Genomic DNA, 15,363 nt, shown 5'->3' on the forward strand with positions numbered 1-15,363 from the left:
CGGGGGCATCCGTCGACACACGGGTGCCCCCGCCTACCTCCGGAGCCCTCATGGGACGGTATGTGATCCGGCGCCTGCTGCAGATGATCCCGGTCTTCTTCGGCGCCACCCTGTTGATCTTCCTGATGGTGAACGTGATGGGCGACCCCATCGCGGGCCTGTGCGGCGACCGGCAGTGCGACCCCGCGACGGCCACCCAGCTGCGCAAGGAGTTCGGCCTCGACAAGCCCCTGTGGCAGCAATACGTGACGTACATGGGCAACGTCTTCACCGGCGACTTCGGCACCGCGTTCAACGGTCAGGAGGTCACCGAGCTGATGGCGAGCGCCTTCCCGGTCACCATCCGGCTCACGATCGTCGCGATCCTCTTCGAGATCGTCATCGGCATCACACTCGGCGTCGTCACCGGACTGCGCCGCGGCCGTCCCGTCGACACCGGCGTCCTGCTGATCACCCTCGTCGTCATCTCCGTGCCGACCTTCGTCACCGGTCTGCTGCTCCAGCTGCTGCTGGGCGTCGAATGGGGCTGGATCAGTCCGTCCGTCTCCCCGGAGGCCCCCTTCGACGAGCTGATCGTGCCGGGCCTGGTGCTCGCGTCCGTCTCCCTCGCGTACGTGACCCGGCTGACCCGCACCTCCATCGCGGAGAACCGGCGCGCCGACTACGTCCGTACGGCCGTCGCCAAGGGACTGCCCCGGCGGCGGGTCATCACCCGGCATCTGCTGCGCAACTCGCTGATCCCGGTGGTCACCTTCATCGGCACCGACATCGGCGCGCTGATGGGCGGCGCGATCGTCACCGAGCGCATCTTCAACATCCACGGCGTCGGCTTCCAGCTCTACCAGGGCATCCTGCGCCAGAACACCCAGACCGTCGTCGGCTTCGTGACCGTCCTGGTCCTCGTCTTCCTGGTGGCCAACCTGCTGGTCGACCTCCTGTACGCCGTACTCGACCCGAGGATCCGCTATGCCTGAACCGATGCCGCGGGAACCTCACCTGTCGGGCGGGGGCCGCGCCCCGGAGGACGGGGCCATCGCCGCGACGGGCATGGGCGGCGCGATGGACCTGGCCACGGCCGAGGCCACGACCCTGGAGAAGAACCCGGACGGACCGGACGGCACGGGCCCCTCCGAGAAACCCCGCTCCCTCTGGTCCGACGCCTGGCGCGACCTGCGCCGCAACCCCGTCTTCATCATCTCGGCGCTCATCATCCTGTTCCTGGTCTTCATCTCCCTGTGGCCGGGGGTGATCGCCACCCAGAACCCGCTCAAGTGCGACCTGGCCAAGGCCCAGGAGGGCTCCCAGCCGGGACACCCCTTCGGCTTCAACGGCCAGGGCTGCGACGTCTACACCCGCACGGTCTACGGGGCCCGGGTCTCCGTCACCGTCGGCGTGTGCGCCACGCTCGGGGTCGCGATCCTCGGCTCGGTGCTCGGCGGGCTCGCCGGGTTCTTCGGCGGGGCGGGGGACGCGGTCCTGTCCCGGATCACCGACATCTTCTTCGCGATCCCCGTCGTCCTCGGCGGTCTGGTGCTGCTGTCCGTCGTCACCAGCTCCACGGTCTGGCCGGTGATCGGGTTCATGGTGCTGCTCGGCTGGCCGCAGATCTCCCGTATCGCCCGGGGATCCGTCATCACCACCAAGCAGAACGACTACGTCCAGGCCGCACGGGCGCTCGGCGCCTCCAACTCCCGGATGCTGCTGCGGCACATCACGCCCAACGCCATCGCCCCGGTCATCGTCGTGGCGACCATCGCGCTCGGTACGTACATCTCGCTGGAGGCGACCCTCTCGTACCTCGGCGTCGGGCTGAAGCCGCCCACCGTGAGCTGGGGCATCGACATCTCCTCGGCGTCCCAGTACATCCGCACGGCGCCGCACGCGCTCCTGTGGCCGGCCGGGGCCCTCGCCGTCACCGTCCTCGCGTTCATCATGCTCGGCGACGCGGTGCGCGACGCCCTCGACCCGAAGCTGAGGTGACGGCCGTGCTGCTCGAAGTACGCGATCTGCACGTGGAGTTCAGAACCAGGGACGGAGTGGCCAAGGCCGTCAACGGCGTCTCCTACAGCGTCGACGAGGGCGAGACGCTCGCCGTGCTCGGCGAGTCCGGCTCCGGCAAGTCCGTGACCGCTCAGGCGATCATGGGCATCCTCGACACCCCGCCCGGGAGGATCACCGCGGGCGAGGTCCTCTTCCAGGGCCAGGACCTCCTGAAGTTCAAGGAGGAGGAGCGGCGCAAGGTCCGCGGCGCCCGGATGGCGATGATCTTCCAGGACGCGCTGTCCTCCCTGAACCCGGTGCTCAGCGTCGGCGCCCAGCTCGGCGAGATGTTCACCGTCCACCAGGGCATGTCCAGGAAGGCCGCCAAGGCCAAGGCGATCGAGCTGATGGAGCGGGTGCGCATCCCGGCCGCGGCGGCCCGCGTTGGCGACTACCCGCACCAGTTCTCCGGAGGCATGCGCCAGCGCATCATGATCGCCATGGCGCTGGCCCTCGAACCGGACCTGATCATCGCCGACGAACCCACCACCGCCCTCGACGTCACCGTCCAGGCCCAGGTCATGGACCTCCTCGCCGAGCTCCAGCGCGAGCTCAACATGGGGCTCATCCTCATCACCCACGACCTCGGCGTGGTCGCGGACGTCGCCGACCGGATCGCCGTGATGTACGCGGGCCGGATCGTCGAGTCCGCCCCGGTCCACGACATCTACAAGGCCCCCGCGCACCCCTACACGAAGGGCCTCCTGGAGTCGATCCCGCGGCTCGACCAGAAGGGCAGGGAGCTGTACGCCATCAAGGGCCTGCCACCGAACCTCATGCACATCCCGCCCGGCTGCGCCTTCAACCCGCGCTGCCCGCTGGCCCAGGACGTCTGCCGGACCGACGTACCGCCGCTGTACGAAGTGACCGAGGCGGGCACGGACCGCGTGAGCGCCTGCCACTTCTGGCGGGAGTGCCTCCATGGCTGAGCCGATCCTCCAGGTGCGGGGCCTGGTCAAGCACTACCCGCTCACCCAGGGCATCGTCTTCAGGAAACAGATCGGCGCGGTGAAGGCCGTCGACGGCGTCGACTTCGAACTCGCCGCGGGCGAGACCCTCGGCATCGTCGGCGAGTCCGGCTGCGGCAAGTCCACGGTCGCCAAGATGCTGGTCAACCTGGAGAAGCCGACGGCCGGCGAGATCGCGTACAAGGGCGAGGACGTCACCAGGCTCTCCGGCCGCGCGCTGAAGGCCGTCCGCCGCAACATCCAGATGGTCTTCCAGGACCCGTACACCTCGCTCAACCCGCGCATGACCGTCGGCGACATCATCGGGGAGCCGTACGAGATCCACCCCGAGGTCGCGCCGAAGGGCGACCGGCGCCGGAAGGTCCAGGACCTGCTGGACGTGGTCGGGCTCAACCCGGAGTACATCAACCGCTATCCGCACCAGTTCTCCGGCGGCCAGCGCCAGCGCATCGGCATCGCGCGCGGGCTGGCCCTGCGCCCCGAGATCATCGTCGCGGACGAGCCGGTGTCCGCCCTCGACGTGTCGGTGCAGGCCCAGGTCATCAACCTGATGGACCGGCTCCAGACCGAGTTCGACCTGTCGTACGTGTTCATCGCGCACGACCTCTCGATCGTGCGGCACATCTCCGACCGGGTCGGGGTGATGTACCTCGGGCGGATCGTGGAGATCGGCAGGGACGCCGAGATCTACGACCACCCGACGCATCCCTATACACAGGCCCTGCTGTCCGCGGTGCCCGTCCCGGACCCCGAGGCCCGCGAGCACCGGGAGCGGATCATCCTCTTCGGCGATGTGCCCTCGCCGGCGAACATCCCCTCCGGCTGCCGCTTCCGCACCCGCTGCTGGAAGGCCCAGGAACGCTGCGCACTGGAGGTGCCGCTGCTCGCGGTGCCCGCGGAGTTCCGGCACGAGGCCGCCGGTCCCGCGGCTCACGACTCGGCGTGCCACTTCGCGGAGGAGAAGCAGGTGGTCCCACCGGAGGAGCCGACAGGCGAGAGCCCTGACGGACCCATGGACGACGTGAAATAGCATGACAAATGCGCATCAACTTCGTTAACACGCAGGCAACTTCACCGACCCGATACCGATATACGGACGCGTCAGTCTGAACAGCGTACGGCCGTGCGGGTGCCGTAGACCGGCCGGGGCGCGCCATGTCTCCCCGGCCGGTCGCATCTCTACACCAGGTTCAGGGACCGCTTCAGGAAGTCCACCTGGAGCAGCAGCAGATTCTCCGCGACCTGCTCCTGCGGGGTCATGTGTGTGACCCCCGACAGCGGCAGCACCTCGTGCGGACGGCCCGCGGCCAGCAGTGCGGAGGACAGTCGCAGCGAGTGCGCGACCACCACGTTGTCGTCGGCGAGACCGTGCACGAGCATCATCGGCCGGGCCGGCTCGGCGGCCCCCACCAGACCGTCGTCGCCGATCAGCGAGTTCGCCGCGTAGACCTCCGGCTGCGTGTTCGGATCGCCCAGATATCGCTCGGTGTAGTGGGTGTCGTACAGCCGCTGGTCGGTCACCGGCGCGCCCACCACGCCCGCGTGGAAGACGTCCGGGCGCCGCAGCACCGCGAGCCCCGCGAGATAGCCACCGAACGACCAGCCGCGGATCGCCACCCGGTCCAGGTCCAGCGGGAAGCGTTCGGCGAGCGCCCGGAGCGCGTGGATCTGGTCGTCGAGCACGACCGCCGCGAGATCGTCCTTGATCGACTTCTCCCAGGCCGGCGAGCGGCCCGGCATGCCCCGCCCGTCCGCGACGATCACGGCGAACCCCTGGTCGGCGAACCACTGAGAAGTCAGATACGCGTTGTGCGCGGCCAGCACACGCTGCCCGTGCGGTCCGCCGTACGGGTCCATCAGCACCGGCAGCGGACCGTCGGTGTAGCCCGTGGGGAGCAGAACGGCGCACGGCACACGGCGCTCGCCCGCCTCCGTGAGCGTCACGCGCGGGCTCAGCCCGGGGTGTTCGGCGTACGAGGACACGGTCGCCGCGGACTTGCCGTCGCGCAGCACCTGCACTTGGGCGCCCGGCAGGTCGGGCACGGCCGACACGAGCACGGTCACACCGCCCGCGCGGACCGCCGAGTGGACGCCGGGCTCCTGCGAAATCCGCTCCACACCAAGGTCGTTGACCCGGTAGACGTGCACCTCGCCGATCTCCGGGACGGCCGCCGCCTCGCCGGCCGACGCGGCGACCAGCACGTCGTCGTCCGACACGTCCAGCACCGCTCGCACATGCAACTGCGGTCCCGTCAGCGGGCGTTCGCCGACCGCGAGCACGCGCGCCCCGCCCTCGTCCGCGATCCGTACGAGCTGTCCGCTCGGGCTCCAGCTCGGTACGCCGGGGAAAAGATCAAGCCATTGTGGATCTTCGTCCGCGTGCACCATCCGGGTCGCCCCGGTGTCCGGGTCGACGGCCAGATAGAGCTGGCTCGCCTGGTCGCGCGCCTGGACCAGCAGCAGCGGTGCTCCGGCCGCCGACCAGTGCACTCGCGCGAGGTAGGGGTAGCGCGCGCGGTCCCATGCGACCTCCGTGCGCGCCCCTTCGAGACCCACCACGAAGAGCCGCACCTCCGCGTTGTCCGTCCCGGCCGCCGGATAGGCGACCTGCTGCGGATCCCGCTCGGGACGCGCCGGATCGGAGATCCACCAGCGGCGTACGGGGGCGTCGTCGGCCCGGGCGACCAGTAGCCGGTCCGACTCCGGCGACCACCAGAAACCGCGCGAACGGCCCATCTCCTCGGCCGCGATGAACTCGGCGAGACCGTAGGTGACCGTGTCGGACTCCGGCTCCACGAGCGCCCTGTCGTCCTCCCCCTCGGCGCCGACGACCCTCAGGGCGCCCCCGGACACGTACGCGACGAGCCGTCCGTCGGGGGACGGACGGGGGTCCAGCACGGGCCCCGGAACCCGCAGTTCACGTGCCGTGCCCGCCCGCAGCTCCGCGGTGAACAGCCGCCCCGACAGGGCGAAGGACGCCAGCTCCACGGCCGCGTCGGTCGCATAGCCGACGATGCCCGCACCGCCCTCGCGGCTGCGCTCGCGCCGGGCCCGCTCAGCCACCGACAGCCGCTCCGAGGAGCCCCCGAGCAGCGCCCCCGGATCCGCGGCGGGACGCTCCTCGCCGTCCGCCACGTCGAGAACCCACAGCTGGTTCGCCCGGTCCGTGCCGGACGAGGACCGCAGGTACACGACACGGGAACCGTCGGGCGCCACGGTGAACGCACGGGGCGCGCCGAGCGTGAAGCGCAGGGTGCGCGCCTGCCGGCGCGGAAAGGAGAGAGGCTCGGTCGTCATGCTCCGACCATATTGGCCATGCGCCCCCTTGTGCGGCCGTGCGCCGATCAATGCGCACGTACGAATAGTTATGATCACTACTGCTGCGTGGGTATCAACCTGCTGGCCGTTGTACGGATTTACTGCCCCCATCATCCGACCCCCCGCGTCCCTGGGATCCTTGGAGGTGAGCCGCCGTGGCACTCTCGATTTCGGCGGTGGTGCTGCTGGCGATCATCGTCTTCATCCTGATCAAGAAATCAGGACTGAAGGCGCCTCACGCCATCGTCTGTGTCCTGTTCGGCTTCTATCTCGCCAGCTCGACGATGGCCCCGACGATCAGCGAGGTGACCACGAACATCGCGGACATGGTCGGAGGCATCAAGTTCTGACCCGCCTCGTAGGGTGGGCTCCATGACGGAACTGCCCTCCCGGCGTCTTCTCCTGGTGCACGCGCACCCGGACGACGAGGCGATCACCAACGGCGCGACCATGGCCAGATACGCGGCCGAGGGCGTCCACGTCACGCTCGTGACCTGCACCCTTGGCCAGCGTGGCGAGGTCATCCCGCCCGGCCTCGCCCACCTGTCGGGCGAGGCCCTCGGCGATCACCGCCGGGCCGAGCTGGCCGCGGCGATGCGCGAGCTGGGGGTGAGCGACTTGCGCTCCCTCGGCGGCCCCGGCCGCTACCACGACTCCGGAATGATGGGCCTGCCCGACAACGAAGACCCGCACTGCTTCTGGCAGGCGGACGTCGACGAGGCCGCCGCGGATCTCGTCGACGTGATCCGCGAGGTGCGCCCCCAGGTCCTCGTGACGTACGACCCGGACGGCGGCTACGGCCACCCGGACCACATCCAGACCCACCGCGTCGCCATGCGCGCCGCCGACCTGGCCGCGGAGCCCGGCTTCGGTCCAGAGCTCGGCGAACCGTGGACGATCGCAAAGATCTACTGGAACCGCGTACCGCGCCCGGTCGCCGAGGAGGGCTTCGCCCGTCTGAAGGACGTGCTCGACGAACTGCCCTTTCCCGCCTCCGCCGCCGTCGACGACGTGCCGGGCGTGGCGGACGACTCCCTGATCACCGCGGAGATCGACGGCACCCCCTTCGCCGCGGCCAAGGCGGCCGCGATGCGGGCGCACGCCACCCAGATCGAGGTCGTCGAGCCGTGGTTCGCGCTCTCCAACCAGCTCGCGCAGCCGCTCTTCGTCGTGGAGTACTACGAGTTGGCGCGCGGTGAGCGCGAAGGACCGGCGCGGGAGACGGACCTGTTCGCCGGGACCGTCGAAAAGGATGACGGTGTCCGATGAGTCGTCGTGGATGTCCGACACGTAATGAAGTGAGTGGCTGATGAGTACGGCGAACAGGCCGGGTGCGGGCAGCGTGCTCGCCGAGCCCCCGCGAGCCCCCTCGGCGGGACGGGTCCTCGTCCACCTGGGGCTCTTCGTGCTGGGTGCCGTGGTCGGGGCGGCCGGCGGACTGGTCCAGTCGGGCCTGTTCCCGGGCGGACTGCTGCTCGCGCTGGCCGGCGCGGCGGGGCTCTTCGTCGGCGGGGGACTGGCGACCGGTGGCCGGGGCGGGGCCGTGGCACCCGCCGCCGGCTGGATGATCGCCGTCGTCCTGCTCACCGCGAGCAGGCCGGAGGGAGACTTCCTCTTCGCCGCGGGAGCGGGCTCCTACCTCTTCCTGCTCGGCGGAATGGCCGTGGCTGTGATGTGTGCCACCCTTGGCCCGGGACGGCAACCAGGTGGGCCCGCCGCCCGACTTGGCAAGTGACGTACCACTTCGCCACAGTGCGCAGGTGCAAGTCCGGTGTGGGTTTCCCCCACGGCCGAAGGTTGCGGGCGACAAGTGGCCAGTATGGTGGTGCGCGCCGCCGAGCCGCCCGAAGCGAGGTCGAGTACACGGGCGGTGGAGCCAACCAGGAGAACCTGCCTTGAGTCGTGAAACTGACAGTTCGTCCTCCGGGCCCAACGGGCGCGGCGGAACCGCATACCCGTCGGGGACTCCGCCGTACGGAACGCCCAAGGCTTCCGACGGCGCCGCCGACAATGGGCGTTCCGCCGGTGACCGGCCGGAGCAGCCCAAGACCGAGACCACGCTGACGACGCGGATCCGCATCAACATCCCCGGATCCCGGCCCATTCCGCCGGTCGTCGTGCGCACACCCGTCGGAGGCGGCGAGTCCTCCGACAGCACGAGTGCGCCCGCACAGGCCCCTGTGGACACCGGGCCGAGCACCGCCGTGGGCCCTCCCGTGGACTCCGACACCGGGTCCCACCCCATGCCCGCGGGCTCCGCCGAGGACAAGACCAGCGACTGGTTCGCGCCACGCAAGTCCGGTGCGCCCAAGGGCGGTCCGGGCGGTGGCGGCACCAACGGCGCCGGTACGCCCGGCACTTCGGGCGCGCCCGGCCCCGGTACGGGAGTTGGCGCTTCCGGTGCACCCGCCGCACGGCCCTCCGGTTCGGGTGCGCCCAAGGGCGCCGGTGCCGGCGGCGCGGCCAGGCCCGGTGGCTCCCGGCCCGGCGGCACCAACGGCGCCGGCCTGCCCGGCGCGGGCGGTACCGGGCCCGTGGCGCCCGGCCACGGTGGCGGTACCGGTTCCTTCGACGTGTCCGCGGCACTGGCGGCGGGGCCGCTGGGCAGCGGCGGACCCGGCAACTCGCCGTATCCGACGGACGGCACGGGCGACGGCGGCGGTGAGCCGCGGCGCGACGGGCTTCCCTACTTCTCCGGCGGCGGCCAGGGCGGGCCCTCCGGCCCGACCGGCGGTCCGGTCACCGGTGACGGCCGGCTGGCACCGCCCGGCACTGTGCGCGGCGGAGCCCCGGGCGGCGGACCTGGCGGTCCTGGTGGTCCCGGCGGTCAGGGTCTCCCTGGTGGTCCGGGTGGTCCGGGTGGTCCTGGTGGTCCGGGCGGCCCCGGTGCACCTGGCGGTCCGCGGGTCCGTGGTGGCATGGGTGACCAGAACGGTCAGGGTGCCGCCGCGTTCCACGGGGCTTCCGGCGGCCCGGGTGGCCCCGGGGCATCGGACGGCTCGGGCTTTCCCGGCCCCAACGGCGCCCAGAACGGCTCCGGCTTCCCCGGCGGACCCGGTGCGCCCGGTGGCCCCGGCGGTGCGGGCGGTCAGGGCGGTGGCCCCGGCGCCTCCGGCTTCCCCGGTGGCAAGGGCGCCCAGCACGGCTCGTCCTTCACCGGAGGACCCGGCGGCGGGATGAGCGACGACACCGCGATCCTCACCCCGCAGAAGCCCGCCCCCGAACCCGGTACGCCGGGCTACGGCACCCCCGGTGAGAACGTCTCCGGACACACGCTGACCAGCGGCATCCCCGTCGTACCGCCCGCCCCGAACTCCCCGTTCGGACCGGGCGCGCACACCGACGGACCGCTGCCGCATCAGCCCCCGAAGCTGCCCGAACCCGTCTCGCCGGCGGCGCCCGCGGCCTCGCGGCCCAAGAAGAAGAAGGGCCGTAGCAAGCTGGTGCTGCTGGTCACCGGTGTGGTGACCCTCGGCGGCATCGCGTACGGCGCCGGACTGCTCATGAACCACTCCGACGTGCCCAAGGGCACCACCGTGCTCGGCGTCGACATCGGCGGCGGCACCCGTGACGAGGCCGTCAAGAAGCTCGACGACGCCTTCAAGACGCGCGCGGCCAAGCCGCTGCAGCTCTCGGTCGAGGGCGACACCGTCGCACTCAGGCCGGACCAGGCCGGGCTCCAGCTCGACAGCCAGGCGACGGTACGGTCCGCGGCGGGCAGCGACTACAACCCCGTCTCGGTGATCGGCTCGCTGTTCGGCAACCATCGCGTCGTCGACCCCGCGATGCCCGTCGACGAGGAGAAGCTGACGGCCGCCCTGGAGCGCGCCGCGGGCGGCTCCGGCTCGGCGACCGAGGGAACGATCAAGTTCCAGTCGGGCAAGGCCGTCGCCGTCTACGGCAAGGCGGGCAAGGGCATCGACACCGGTCAGTCGACGGAGGCCGTCGAGGAGGCGTACCGCGCCCAGGTGGAGACCGGTAAGGCGGCGACCGTCAAGGTCCCCACCACGGCCAAGGAGCCCAAGGTCACCAAGGCCGAGGTCGACCGCATGATGAAGGCGTTCGCGCAGCCGGCGATGTCGGCCAACGTGACGATCAAGGCCGGCGCGGTGGAGCTCCCGTTCAGCCCGGAGAACTCCCTGTGGAAGTTCCTCGGCGTCAAGGCCAACGCCCAGGGCAAGCTGGTCGAGTACTACGACCTGGAAGCGCTGAAGGAGTTGTACGGCGGCGCGTTCGACGGCGTGCTGATCACCCGGGGCAACGGCAAGAAGACCCCCGTGACGCCCCAGGACGTGGTCGGCGCGATGCGCCCGGCGCTCCTCGGCAAGACGGCGGCGGACCGTGTGGGAGTGATCGAGACCAACCCCAACTAGTCGCGGACTGGTCGAGCGGACTCGTCGAGCGGACTGGTTGAAGGGGGCACCCGGTGATGGCCGGGTGTCCCCTTGTCCCTTTCCGGCGACCGGCTCATCGTGGCCCGAGTGGCCCGCGCCGGGCGGGTGCCGAAGGGGCGGGTGCCGTATGGGCTGGGAGTTCACGGACGACCGGGGGATCACGTTACGGCGCATCGGGCGGCCGGAGAGGGTGGCCGCGTACGTCCGCGCGGGCGCGGCACTGTGGGATCTGGGGGTGCGGCCCGTCGGGGTGTACGGATCAGGCCACGACGGCGACGAGCCCGACCGCGCCAAGTCCGGTGCCCTGGCCGACGTCCCGTACCTGGGCGCGGGCAAGGCCCTCGACGACGGGGCCATTCGCTCCGTACGGCCCGACATCGTCGTCGACGTCACGTACGACCGCGAGAAGCCGTACGCCGTCTCGGAGGCGGCGGCGAAACGGGCCGGGGCACCCGTCCTCGCGCTGGCGGTCGGCGGTGACACCTCGCTGCCCAACATCCTGGCGCGCTTCGCCCAACTGTCGGTGGCCCTCGGCGGCGAACCGGCGGGCGGGGAGGACGAACTGGCCGCCGCGGAGGACGCCGTACGGGCCGCCGCCTCCGCTCCGCTGAAGGTGCTCGCGCTGTCGGCCGCCGGAGCCCGCCAGGTGCATCTCGCGCGGCCCGGGACCTGGCCCGAGCTGCGTCATCTGGCCGAGCTGGGCGTGGAGTTGGTCGAACCGGGTGCCGGGGGCGCGAACTGGGCCACGACCAGCTGGGAGCGCGCCGTCGGTCTCGCCCCCGACCTGGTCCTCGCGGACGCCCGCGCGAACGCCGTACCGGCGGGGGAGTTGGAGTCCGTACCCGCCTGGCACGCCCTCACCTCGACCGCGACCGTGGAGCCCTGGAACCCGGAACTGCCGTGCAGCGCCCACGCGTACGCGGCCTTCCTCCGGTCGGTGGCGGACGCGCTCGAGGTTCTGGGGGCCAAGAGGTGAGTTTCGCGTACCGCACATGACATCTGTCATCCGGGAGTCACGACGGCCGACACTGCCGGGCGGGGCCCGCCTCCCGCCACGCTGGGTCACATGACAGCGACTGCGACAGCGGAGGCCACCGGCTCGGTGGTCGGGTTCGATCAGGTGACCAAGACCTACGGAAGCGTGCGGGCCGTGGACGGGCTCACGCTCGCCCTGCACCCGGGTGAGACCGTGGCCCTGCTGGGGCCGAACGGCGCCGGCAAGTCGACCACGCTCGACCTGCTGCTCGGCCTGAAGCACCCGGACAGCGGCTCGGTGCGGGTGTTCGGCGGCAGCCCGCGGGACGCCATCGTCGCCGGGCGCGTCGGCGCGATGCTGCAGAGCGGCGGGCTGATGGACGAGGTCACGGTCGGCGAACTGGTGCGGCTGGCCTGCGACCTGCACCCGAAGCCGTTCCCCGTGGCGGACGTGCTCGCCCGCGCGAGCCTCACACAGCTGGCGGACCGCAAGGTCAACAAGCTCTCGGGCGGCCAGCAGCAGCGCGTGCGCTTCGCGCTCGCCACGGCCGGGGACAGCGACCTCATCGTCCTCGACGAGCCGACGACCGGCATGGACGTCTCCGCGCGGCAGGCCTTCTGGGCCACCATGCGCGAGCAGGCCGACCAGGGGCGGACGGTCCTGTTCGCCACGCACTACCTGGAGGAGGCCGACGCCATCGCCGACCGCGTGCTCGTCCTGCACCGGGGGCGGCTGCTCGCGGACGGCACGGCCGCCGAGATCAAGGCGAAGGCCGGCGCCCGGCGGATCGCGTTCGACCTGGAGGGGCCGATCGACGAGCCCGCGCTGCGCGACCTGCCCTTCCTCACCTCGCTCGATGTGTCGGGCCACACGGTCCGCATCCAGTCCTCCGACGCCGATGCGACCGTCCACGCCCTCTACGGGCTCGGCCTCTACCCCCGCAACCTCGAAGTGGCCGGGCTCGGTCTGGAGCAGGCCTTCGTCGCCATCACCGCCGCCGAGGAGGCGCGCACCTCATGAACGCCACGAACGGGATGAAGGCCATGAAGGCCAAGAACGGTATGTCCGGCACATCTGTCATGTCTGGCATGAACGGCCTGATCAGGCTGGAGATCATCCGCGCCCTGCGCAACCGCAAGTTCCTGTTCTTCTCGGTGATCTACCCCTCGGCCCTGTTCCTGCTGATCGCGGGCAGCGCCGACAGCACGACGAAGGTCGACGGCACCGGGCTCACCCTGCCGACCTTCTTCATGGTCTCCATGGCGTCCTTCGGAGCCCTGACCGCCGTCCTGATGGGCAACAGCGAGCGCATCGCCAAGGAGCGCGAGAGCGGCTGGGTACGGCAGTTGCGGCTCACCACCCTGCCCGGACGCGGCTATGTGTTCGCGAAGACCGCGAGCGCGGCCGTGATCAGCCTGCCGTCGATCGTCGTCGTCTTCGTGGTCGCCGCGGCCGTGAAGGACGTACGCCTGGATGTCTGGCAGTGGCTCGCGCTCACCGGCGCGATCTGGGCCGGCAGCCTCGTCTTCGCCGCGCTCGGCGTCGCCATCGGGTACATGGCGAGCGGTGACGCGGTCCGCCCGATCACGATGATCGTGTACTTCGGGCTGTCCATGCTGGGCGGACTGTGGATGCCCACGACGACCTTCCCGGACTGGCTGCAGGACATCGCGAAGTGGCTGCCCACGCACGCGTACGCTGCCCTCGGGCAGGCCATCGAGCAGAGCCGGGCCCCGCACGCGACGGACCTCGCCATCCTCGCCGTCTCCTTCGTCCTGTTCGCGGGCGGCGCGGCCTGGCTGTACAGGAAGGACACGCTGAAAGCGTGAGCGGCGTGGAGATCGGCATCGGGCAGCGCCCCACGAACCGGAGGCAGTGGGCGGTCAAGCTCCTCTGGACCAGCATCTGGCTCGCCTACCTGAGCGCGCCCGTGAGCGACCTGCTGCACGGCGGGCACAGCGACGGAGTGCGTGTCCTCGGTGTCATCGGCCTGTTGGCCTTCGTCGTCTGGTACTTCGCCCTGATCTTCCGCGCCGGACGCGGTGAGACGAACGGTGTGGTGCTCGGCTCACTGGCCGTGCTCGCGGCCCAGTCGTCGATCCTCGCGCTCACCCTCGGCCGCGAGTGGCTCGTCCTGTTCGTGTACGTGTCGGTCGCGTCCGGCGCGGCACTGCCCCCGCGGTTGGCACGGCTGACCGTCCCGGGCGTGTCCGCGCTGATGACGGTGATCGCCCTGTCCGTACCGGACGGGGACGAGTACCTTGCCTCGCTGCTCCTCCCGGCGCTCCTCGGCGGTTTCGCCATGGTCGGGGTCCGCACCCTGATCCGTACGACGATCGAGCTGCGCGAGGCCCGCGCCACCGTCGCCCAGCTCGCCGCCAACGAGGAGCGGCTGCGGCTCGCCCGCGACCTGCACGACCTGCTCGGCCACTCGCTCTCGCTGATCACGCTGAAGAGCGAGCTCGCGGGCCGGATGCTGCCCGACCACCCCGACAAGGCGGCCCAGCAGGTCGCCGACATCGAGAACGTCAGCCGCCAGGCCATGGTCGACGTACGGGAGGCGGTCACCGGCTACCGGCGGCCCCGGCTGCCCGGCGAACTCGCGGGCGCGCGGGTCGCCCTCACGGCGGCGGGCATCACGGCCGAACTGCCGGCCGAACCGGACCTCACGGGCGTCGCCTCGGAGACCGAGTCCGCGCTGGCCTGGGCACTGCGCGAGGCGATCACCAACGTCGTACGCCACAGCGGGGCCCGGCGCTGCACGGTCGAGCTGGTGCGCCGCCAGACACTGGAGGGGCCGGTGCTGGAGCTGAGCGTGGAGGACGACGGGGGCGGCGCGGACGGCGGTCCGGGCAACGGGCTGACCGGACTGCGGGAACGGCTGGAGAAGGTGGGCGGGGAGCTGGAGGCGGGGAGCGGACGGCACGGGTTCCGGCTGCTGGCACGCGTACCGGCGGCCGCGGCCGCCGTAGGATCCGGGGCATGAGCCGAACGATCAAGGTCCTGCTCGCCGAGGACCAGTCGATGGTCCGCGAGGCCCTCGCGGCCCTGCTCGGCCTCGAACCGGACATCGACGTGGTGGCGCAGGTCGCCCGCGGCGACGAGGTGCTGGCCGCCGTACGCGGGCACGACGTGGACGTGGCGCTCCTGGACATCGAGATGCCGGGCGCCACCGGCATCGAGGCGGCGGCCGAGCTGCACCGGGAGTTCCCCGCGCTCAAGCTGGTCATCCTCACGACCTTCGGCCGCCCCGGCTACCTCCGCAGCGCCATGGAGGCGGGCGCCGACGCGTTCCTGGTGAAGGACGCGCCCGCCGCCCAACTCGCCGAGGCCATACGCAAGGTCCTCACCGGCGAACGCGTCATCGACCCCGCACTCGCGGCGGCCGCCCTGGCCGAGGGCGCCAACCCCCTGACCGACCGCGAACGCGAGATCCTCCGCGCGGCGGCCGACGGCTCCACCAACGCCGACCTGGCAACAGCCCTCCACCTCTCCCAGGGCACGGTCCGCAACTACCTCTCCACAGCCATCCAAAAACTGGCGGCACGGAACAGAGCGGAGGCGGTCAGAATCGCAAGGGAGAAGGGCTGGCTGTAGGGCCCCGCGAGGGGCGCCCTTCAGGGGCGCGGGGAACTGCGCGACAAGCCACAACGCACCCGCAGCCGCG

At 71.3% G+C, this 15,363-nt stretch carries 14 protein-coding genes; 13 read left to right on the forward strand and 1 reads right to left on the reverse strand.

All coding sequences use genetic code 11. From position 1 onward, the window contains the following. Positions 1–50: 50 nt before the first annotated feature. The 4 genes from ACIBEI_RS12880 to ACIBEI_RS12895 are packed head-to-tail and all read left to right on the forward strand — an operon-like array spanning position 51 to position 4,038. The gene (locus ACIBEI_RS12880) at positions 51–974 is read left to right on the forward strand and encodes an ABC transporter permease (protein ID WP_398888002.1); all 924 of its coding nucleotides are present in this window, start codon (positions 51–53) and stop codon (positions 972–974) included. Beyond that, positions 967–1,980: an ABC transporter permease gene (locus ACIBEI_RS12885; RefSeq protein WP_398888005.1), complete on the forward strand. Its 1,014-nt coding sequence runs from the start codon at positions 967–969 to the stop codon at positions 1,978–1,980. Before ACIBEI_RS12880 ends, ACIBEI_RS12885 begins: the two co-directional genes overlap by 8 nt. Positions 1,981–1,985: 5 nt before the next feature. Then, positions 1,986–2,969: an ABC transporter ATP-binding protein gene (locus ACIBEI_RS12890; protein ID WP_398888007.1), complete on the forward strand. Its 984-nt coding sequence runs from the start codon at positions 1,986–1,988 to the stop codon at positions 2,967–2,969. Next, the gene (locus tag ACIBEI_RS12895; protein ID WP_398888009.1) at positions 2,962–4,038 is read left to right on the forward strand and encodes an ABC transporter ATP-binding protein; all 1,077 of its coding nucleotides are present in this window, start codon (positions 2,962–2,964) and stop codon (positions 4,036–4,038) included. The genes ACIBEI_RS12890 and ACIBEI_RS12895 overlap by 8 nt, the downstream gene beginning before the upstream one ends. A 149-nt stretch (positions 4,039–4,187) precedes the next feature. Here ACIBEI_RS12895 and ACIBEI_RS12900 read toward each other — a convergent pair whose 3' ends face one another. Continuing rightward, positions 4,188–6,305 (reverse strand): prolyl oligopeptidase family serine peptidase, encoded by a 2,118-nt coding sequence (locus ACIBEI_RS12900; RefSeq protein WP_398888011.1) that lies wholly within the window; start codon positions 6,303–6,305, stop codon positions 4,188–4,190. Between the two features lie 176 nt (positions 6,306–6,481). On the opposite strand from ACIBEI_RS12900, the gene ACIBEI_RS12905 reads away from it, so the two are divergent. The 9 genes from ACIBEI_RS12905 to ACIBEI_RS12945 all read left to right on the forward strand — a co-directional run bounded on the left by ACIBEI_RS12905 (position 6,482) and on the right by ACIBEI_RS12945 (position 15,293). Continuing rightward, positions 6,482–6,676: a hypothetical protein gene (locus tag ACIBEI_RS12905; protein WP_359719782.1), complete on the forward strand. Its 195-nt coding sequence runs from the start codon at positions 6,482–6,484 to the stop codon at positions 6,674–6,676. A 22-nt stretch (positions 6,677–6,698) separates the two neighbouring features. Continuing rightward, on the forward strand, positions 6,699–7,595 hold the full coding sequence (mshB, locus tag ACIBEI_RS12910; RefSeq protein WP_398888014.1) for an N-acetyl-1-D-myo-inositol-2-amino-2-deoxy-alpha-D-glucopyranoside deacetylase: 897 nt from the start codon (positions 6,699–6,701) through the stop codon (positions 7,593–7,595). A gap of 40 nt (positions 7,596–7,635) precedes the next feature. Next, positions 7,636–8,061, forward strand: a complete 426-nt coding sequence (locus ACIBEI_RS12915; RefSeq protein ID WP_398888016.1) for a DUF6113 family protein — start codon at positions 7,636–7,638, stop codon at positions 8,059–8,061. Positions 8,062–8,221: 160 nt separating this feature from the next. After that, positions 8,222–10,699, forward strand: coding sequence for a hypothetical protein (locus ACIBEI_RS12920; RefSeq protein WP_398888018.1), 2,478 nt, complete (start codon positions 8,222–8,224; stop codon positions 10,697–10,699). 148 nt (positions 10,700–10,847) lie between these two features. Further along, positions 10,848–11,696: an ABC transporter substrate-binding protein gene (locus ACIBEI_RS12925; RefSeq protein WP_398888020.1), complete on the forward strand. Its 849-nt coding sequence runs from the start codon at positions 10,848–10,850 to the stop codon at positions 11,694–11,696. Positions 11,697–11,786: 90 nt separating this feature from the next. Continuing rightward, complete coding sequence (locus tag ACIBEI_RS12930) at positions 11,787–12,716, forward strand: ABC transporter ATP-binding protein (RefSeq protein WP_398888022.1); 930 nt, start codon at positions 11,787–11,789, stop codon at positions 12,714–12,716. Between the two features lie 68 nt (positions 12,717–12,784). After that, the gene (locus ACIBEI_RS12935; RefSeq protein ID WP_398888326.1) at positions 12,785–13,525 is read left to right on the forward strand and encodes an ABC transporter permease; all 741 of its coding nucleotides are present in this window, start codon (positions 12,785–12,787) and stop codon (positions 13,523–13,525) included. Then, entirely contained in the window at positions 13,522–14,682 is a 1,161-nt protein-coding gene (locus ACIBEI_RS12940) for a sensor histidine kinase (protein ID WP_398888024.1), read from the forward strand. The genes ACIBEI_RS12935 and ACIBEI_RS12940 overlap by 4 nt, the downstream gene beginning before the upstream one ends. Continuing rightward, positions 14,679–15,293 (forward strand): response regulator transcription factor, encoded by a 615-nt coding sequence (locus tag ACIBEI_RS12945; RefSeq protein WP_398888026.1) that lies wholly within the window; start codon positions 14,679–14,681, stop codon positions 15,291–15,293. The genes ACIBEI_RS12940 and ACIBEI_RS12945 overlap by 4 nt, the downstream gene beginning before the upstream one ends. Positions 15,294–15,363 lie beyond the last annotated feature (70 nt).

The organism is Streptomyces sp. NPDC050988 (assembly GCF_044456225.1).
Classification (GTDB): Bacteria; Actinomycetota; Actinomycetes; order Streptomycetales; family Streptomycetaceae; genus Streptomyces.

Excerpts from the sequence above, each read along its gene's own strand:
- ACIBEI_RS12880 (WP_398888002.1), top strand. The coding sequence starts at position 51 with ATGGGACGGTATGTGATCCGGCGCCTGCTGCAGATGATCCCGGTCTTC.
- ACIBEI_RS12915 (WP_398888016.1), top strand. The coding sequence starts at position 7,636 with ATGAGTACGGCGAACAGGCCGGGTGCGGGCAGCGTGCTCGCCGAGCCC.
- ACIBEI_RS12885 (WP_398888005.1), top strand. The coding sequence starts at position 967 with ATGCCTGAACCGATGCCGCGGGAACCTCACCTGTCGGGCGGGGGCCGC.
- ACIBEI_RS12945 (WP_398888026.1), top strand. The coding sequence starts at position 14,679 with ATGAGCCGAACGATCAAGGTCCTGCTCGCCGAGGACCAGTCGATGGTC.
- ACIBEI_RS12930 (WP_398888022.1), top strand. The coding sequence starts at position 11,787 with ATGACAGCGACTGCGACAGCGGAGGCCACCGGCTCGGTGGTCGGGTTC.
- ACIBEI_RS12900 (WP_398888011.1), bottom strand. The coding sequence starts at position 6,305 with ATGACGACCGAGCCTCTCTCCTTTCCGCGCCGGCAGGCGCGCACCCTG.
- ACIBEI_RS12935 (WP_398888326.1), top strand. The coding sequence starts at position 12,785 with ATGAACGGCCTGATCAGGCTGGAGATCATCCGCGCCCTGCGCAACCGC.
- ACIBEI_RS12925 (WP_398888020.1), top strand. The coding sequence starts at position 10,848 with ATGGGCTGGGAGTTCACGGACGACCGGGGGATCACGTTACGGCGCATC.
- ACIBEI_RS12895 (WP_398888009.1), top strand. The coding sequence starts at position 2,962 with ATGGCTGAGCCGATCCTCCAGGTGCGGGGCCTGGTCAAGCACTACCCG.
- mshB (WP_398888014.1), top strand. The coding sequence starts at position 6,699 with ATGACGGAACTGCCCTCCCGGCGTCTTCTCCTGGTGCACGCGCACCCG.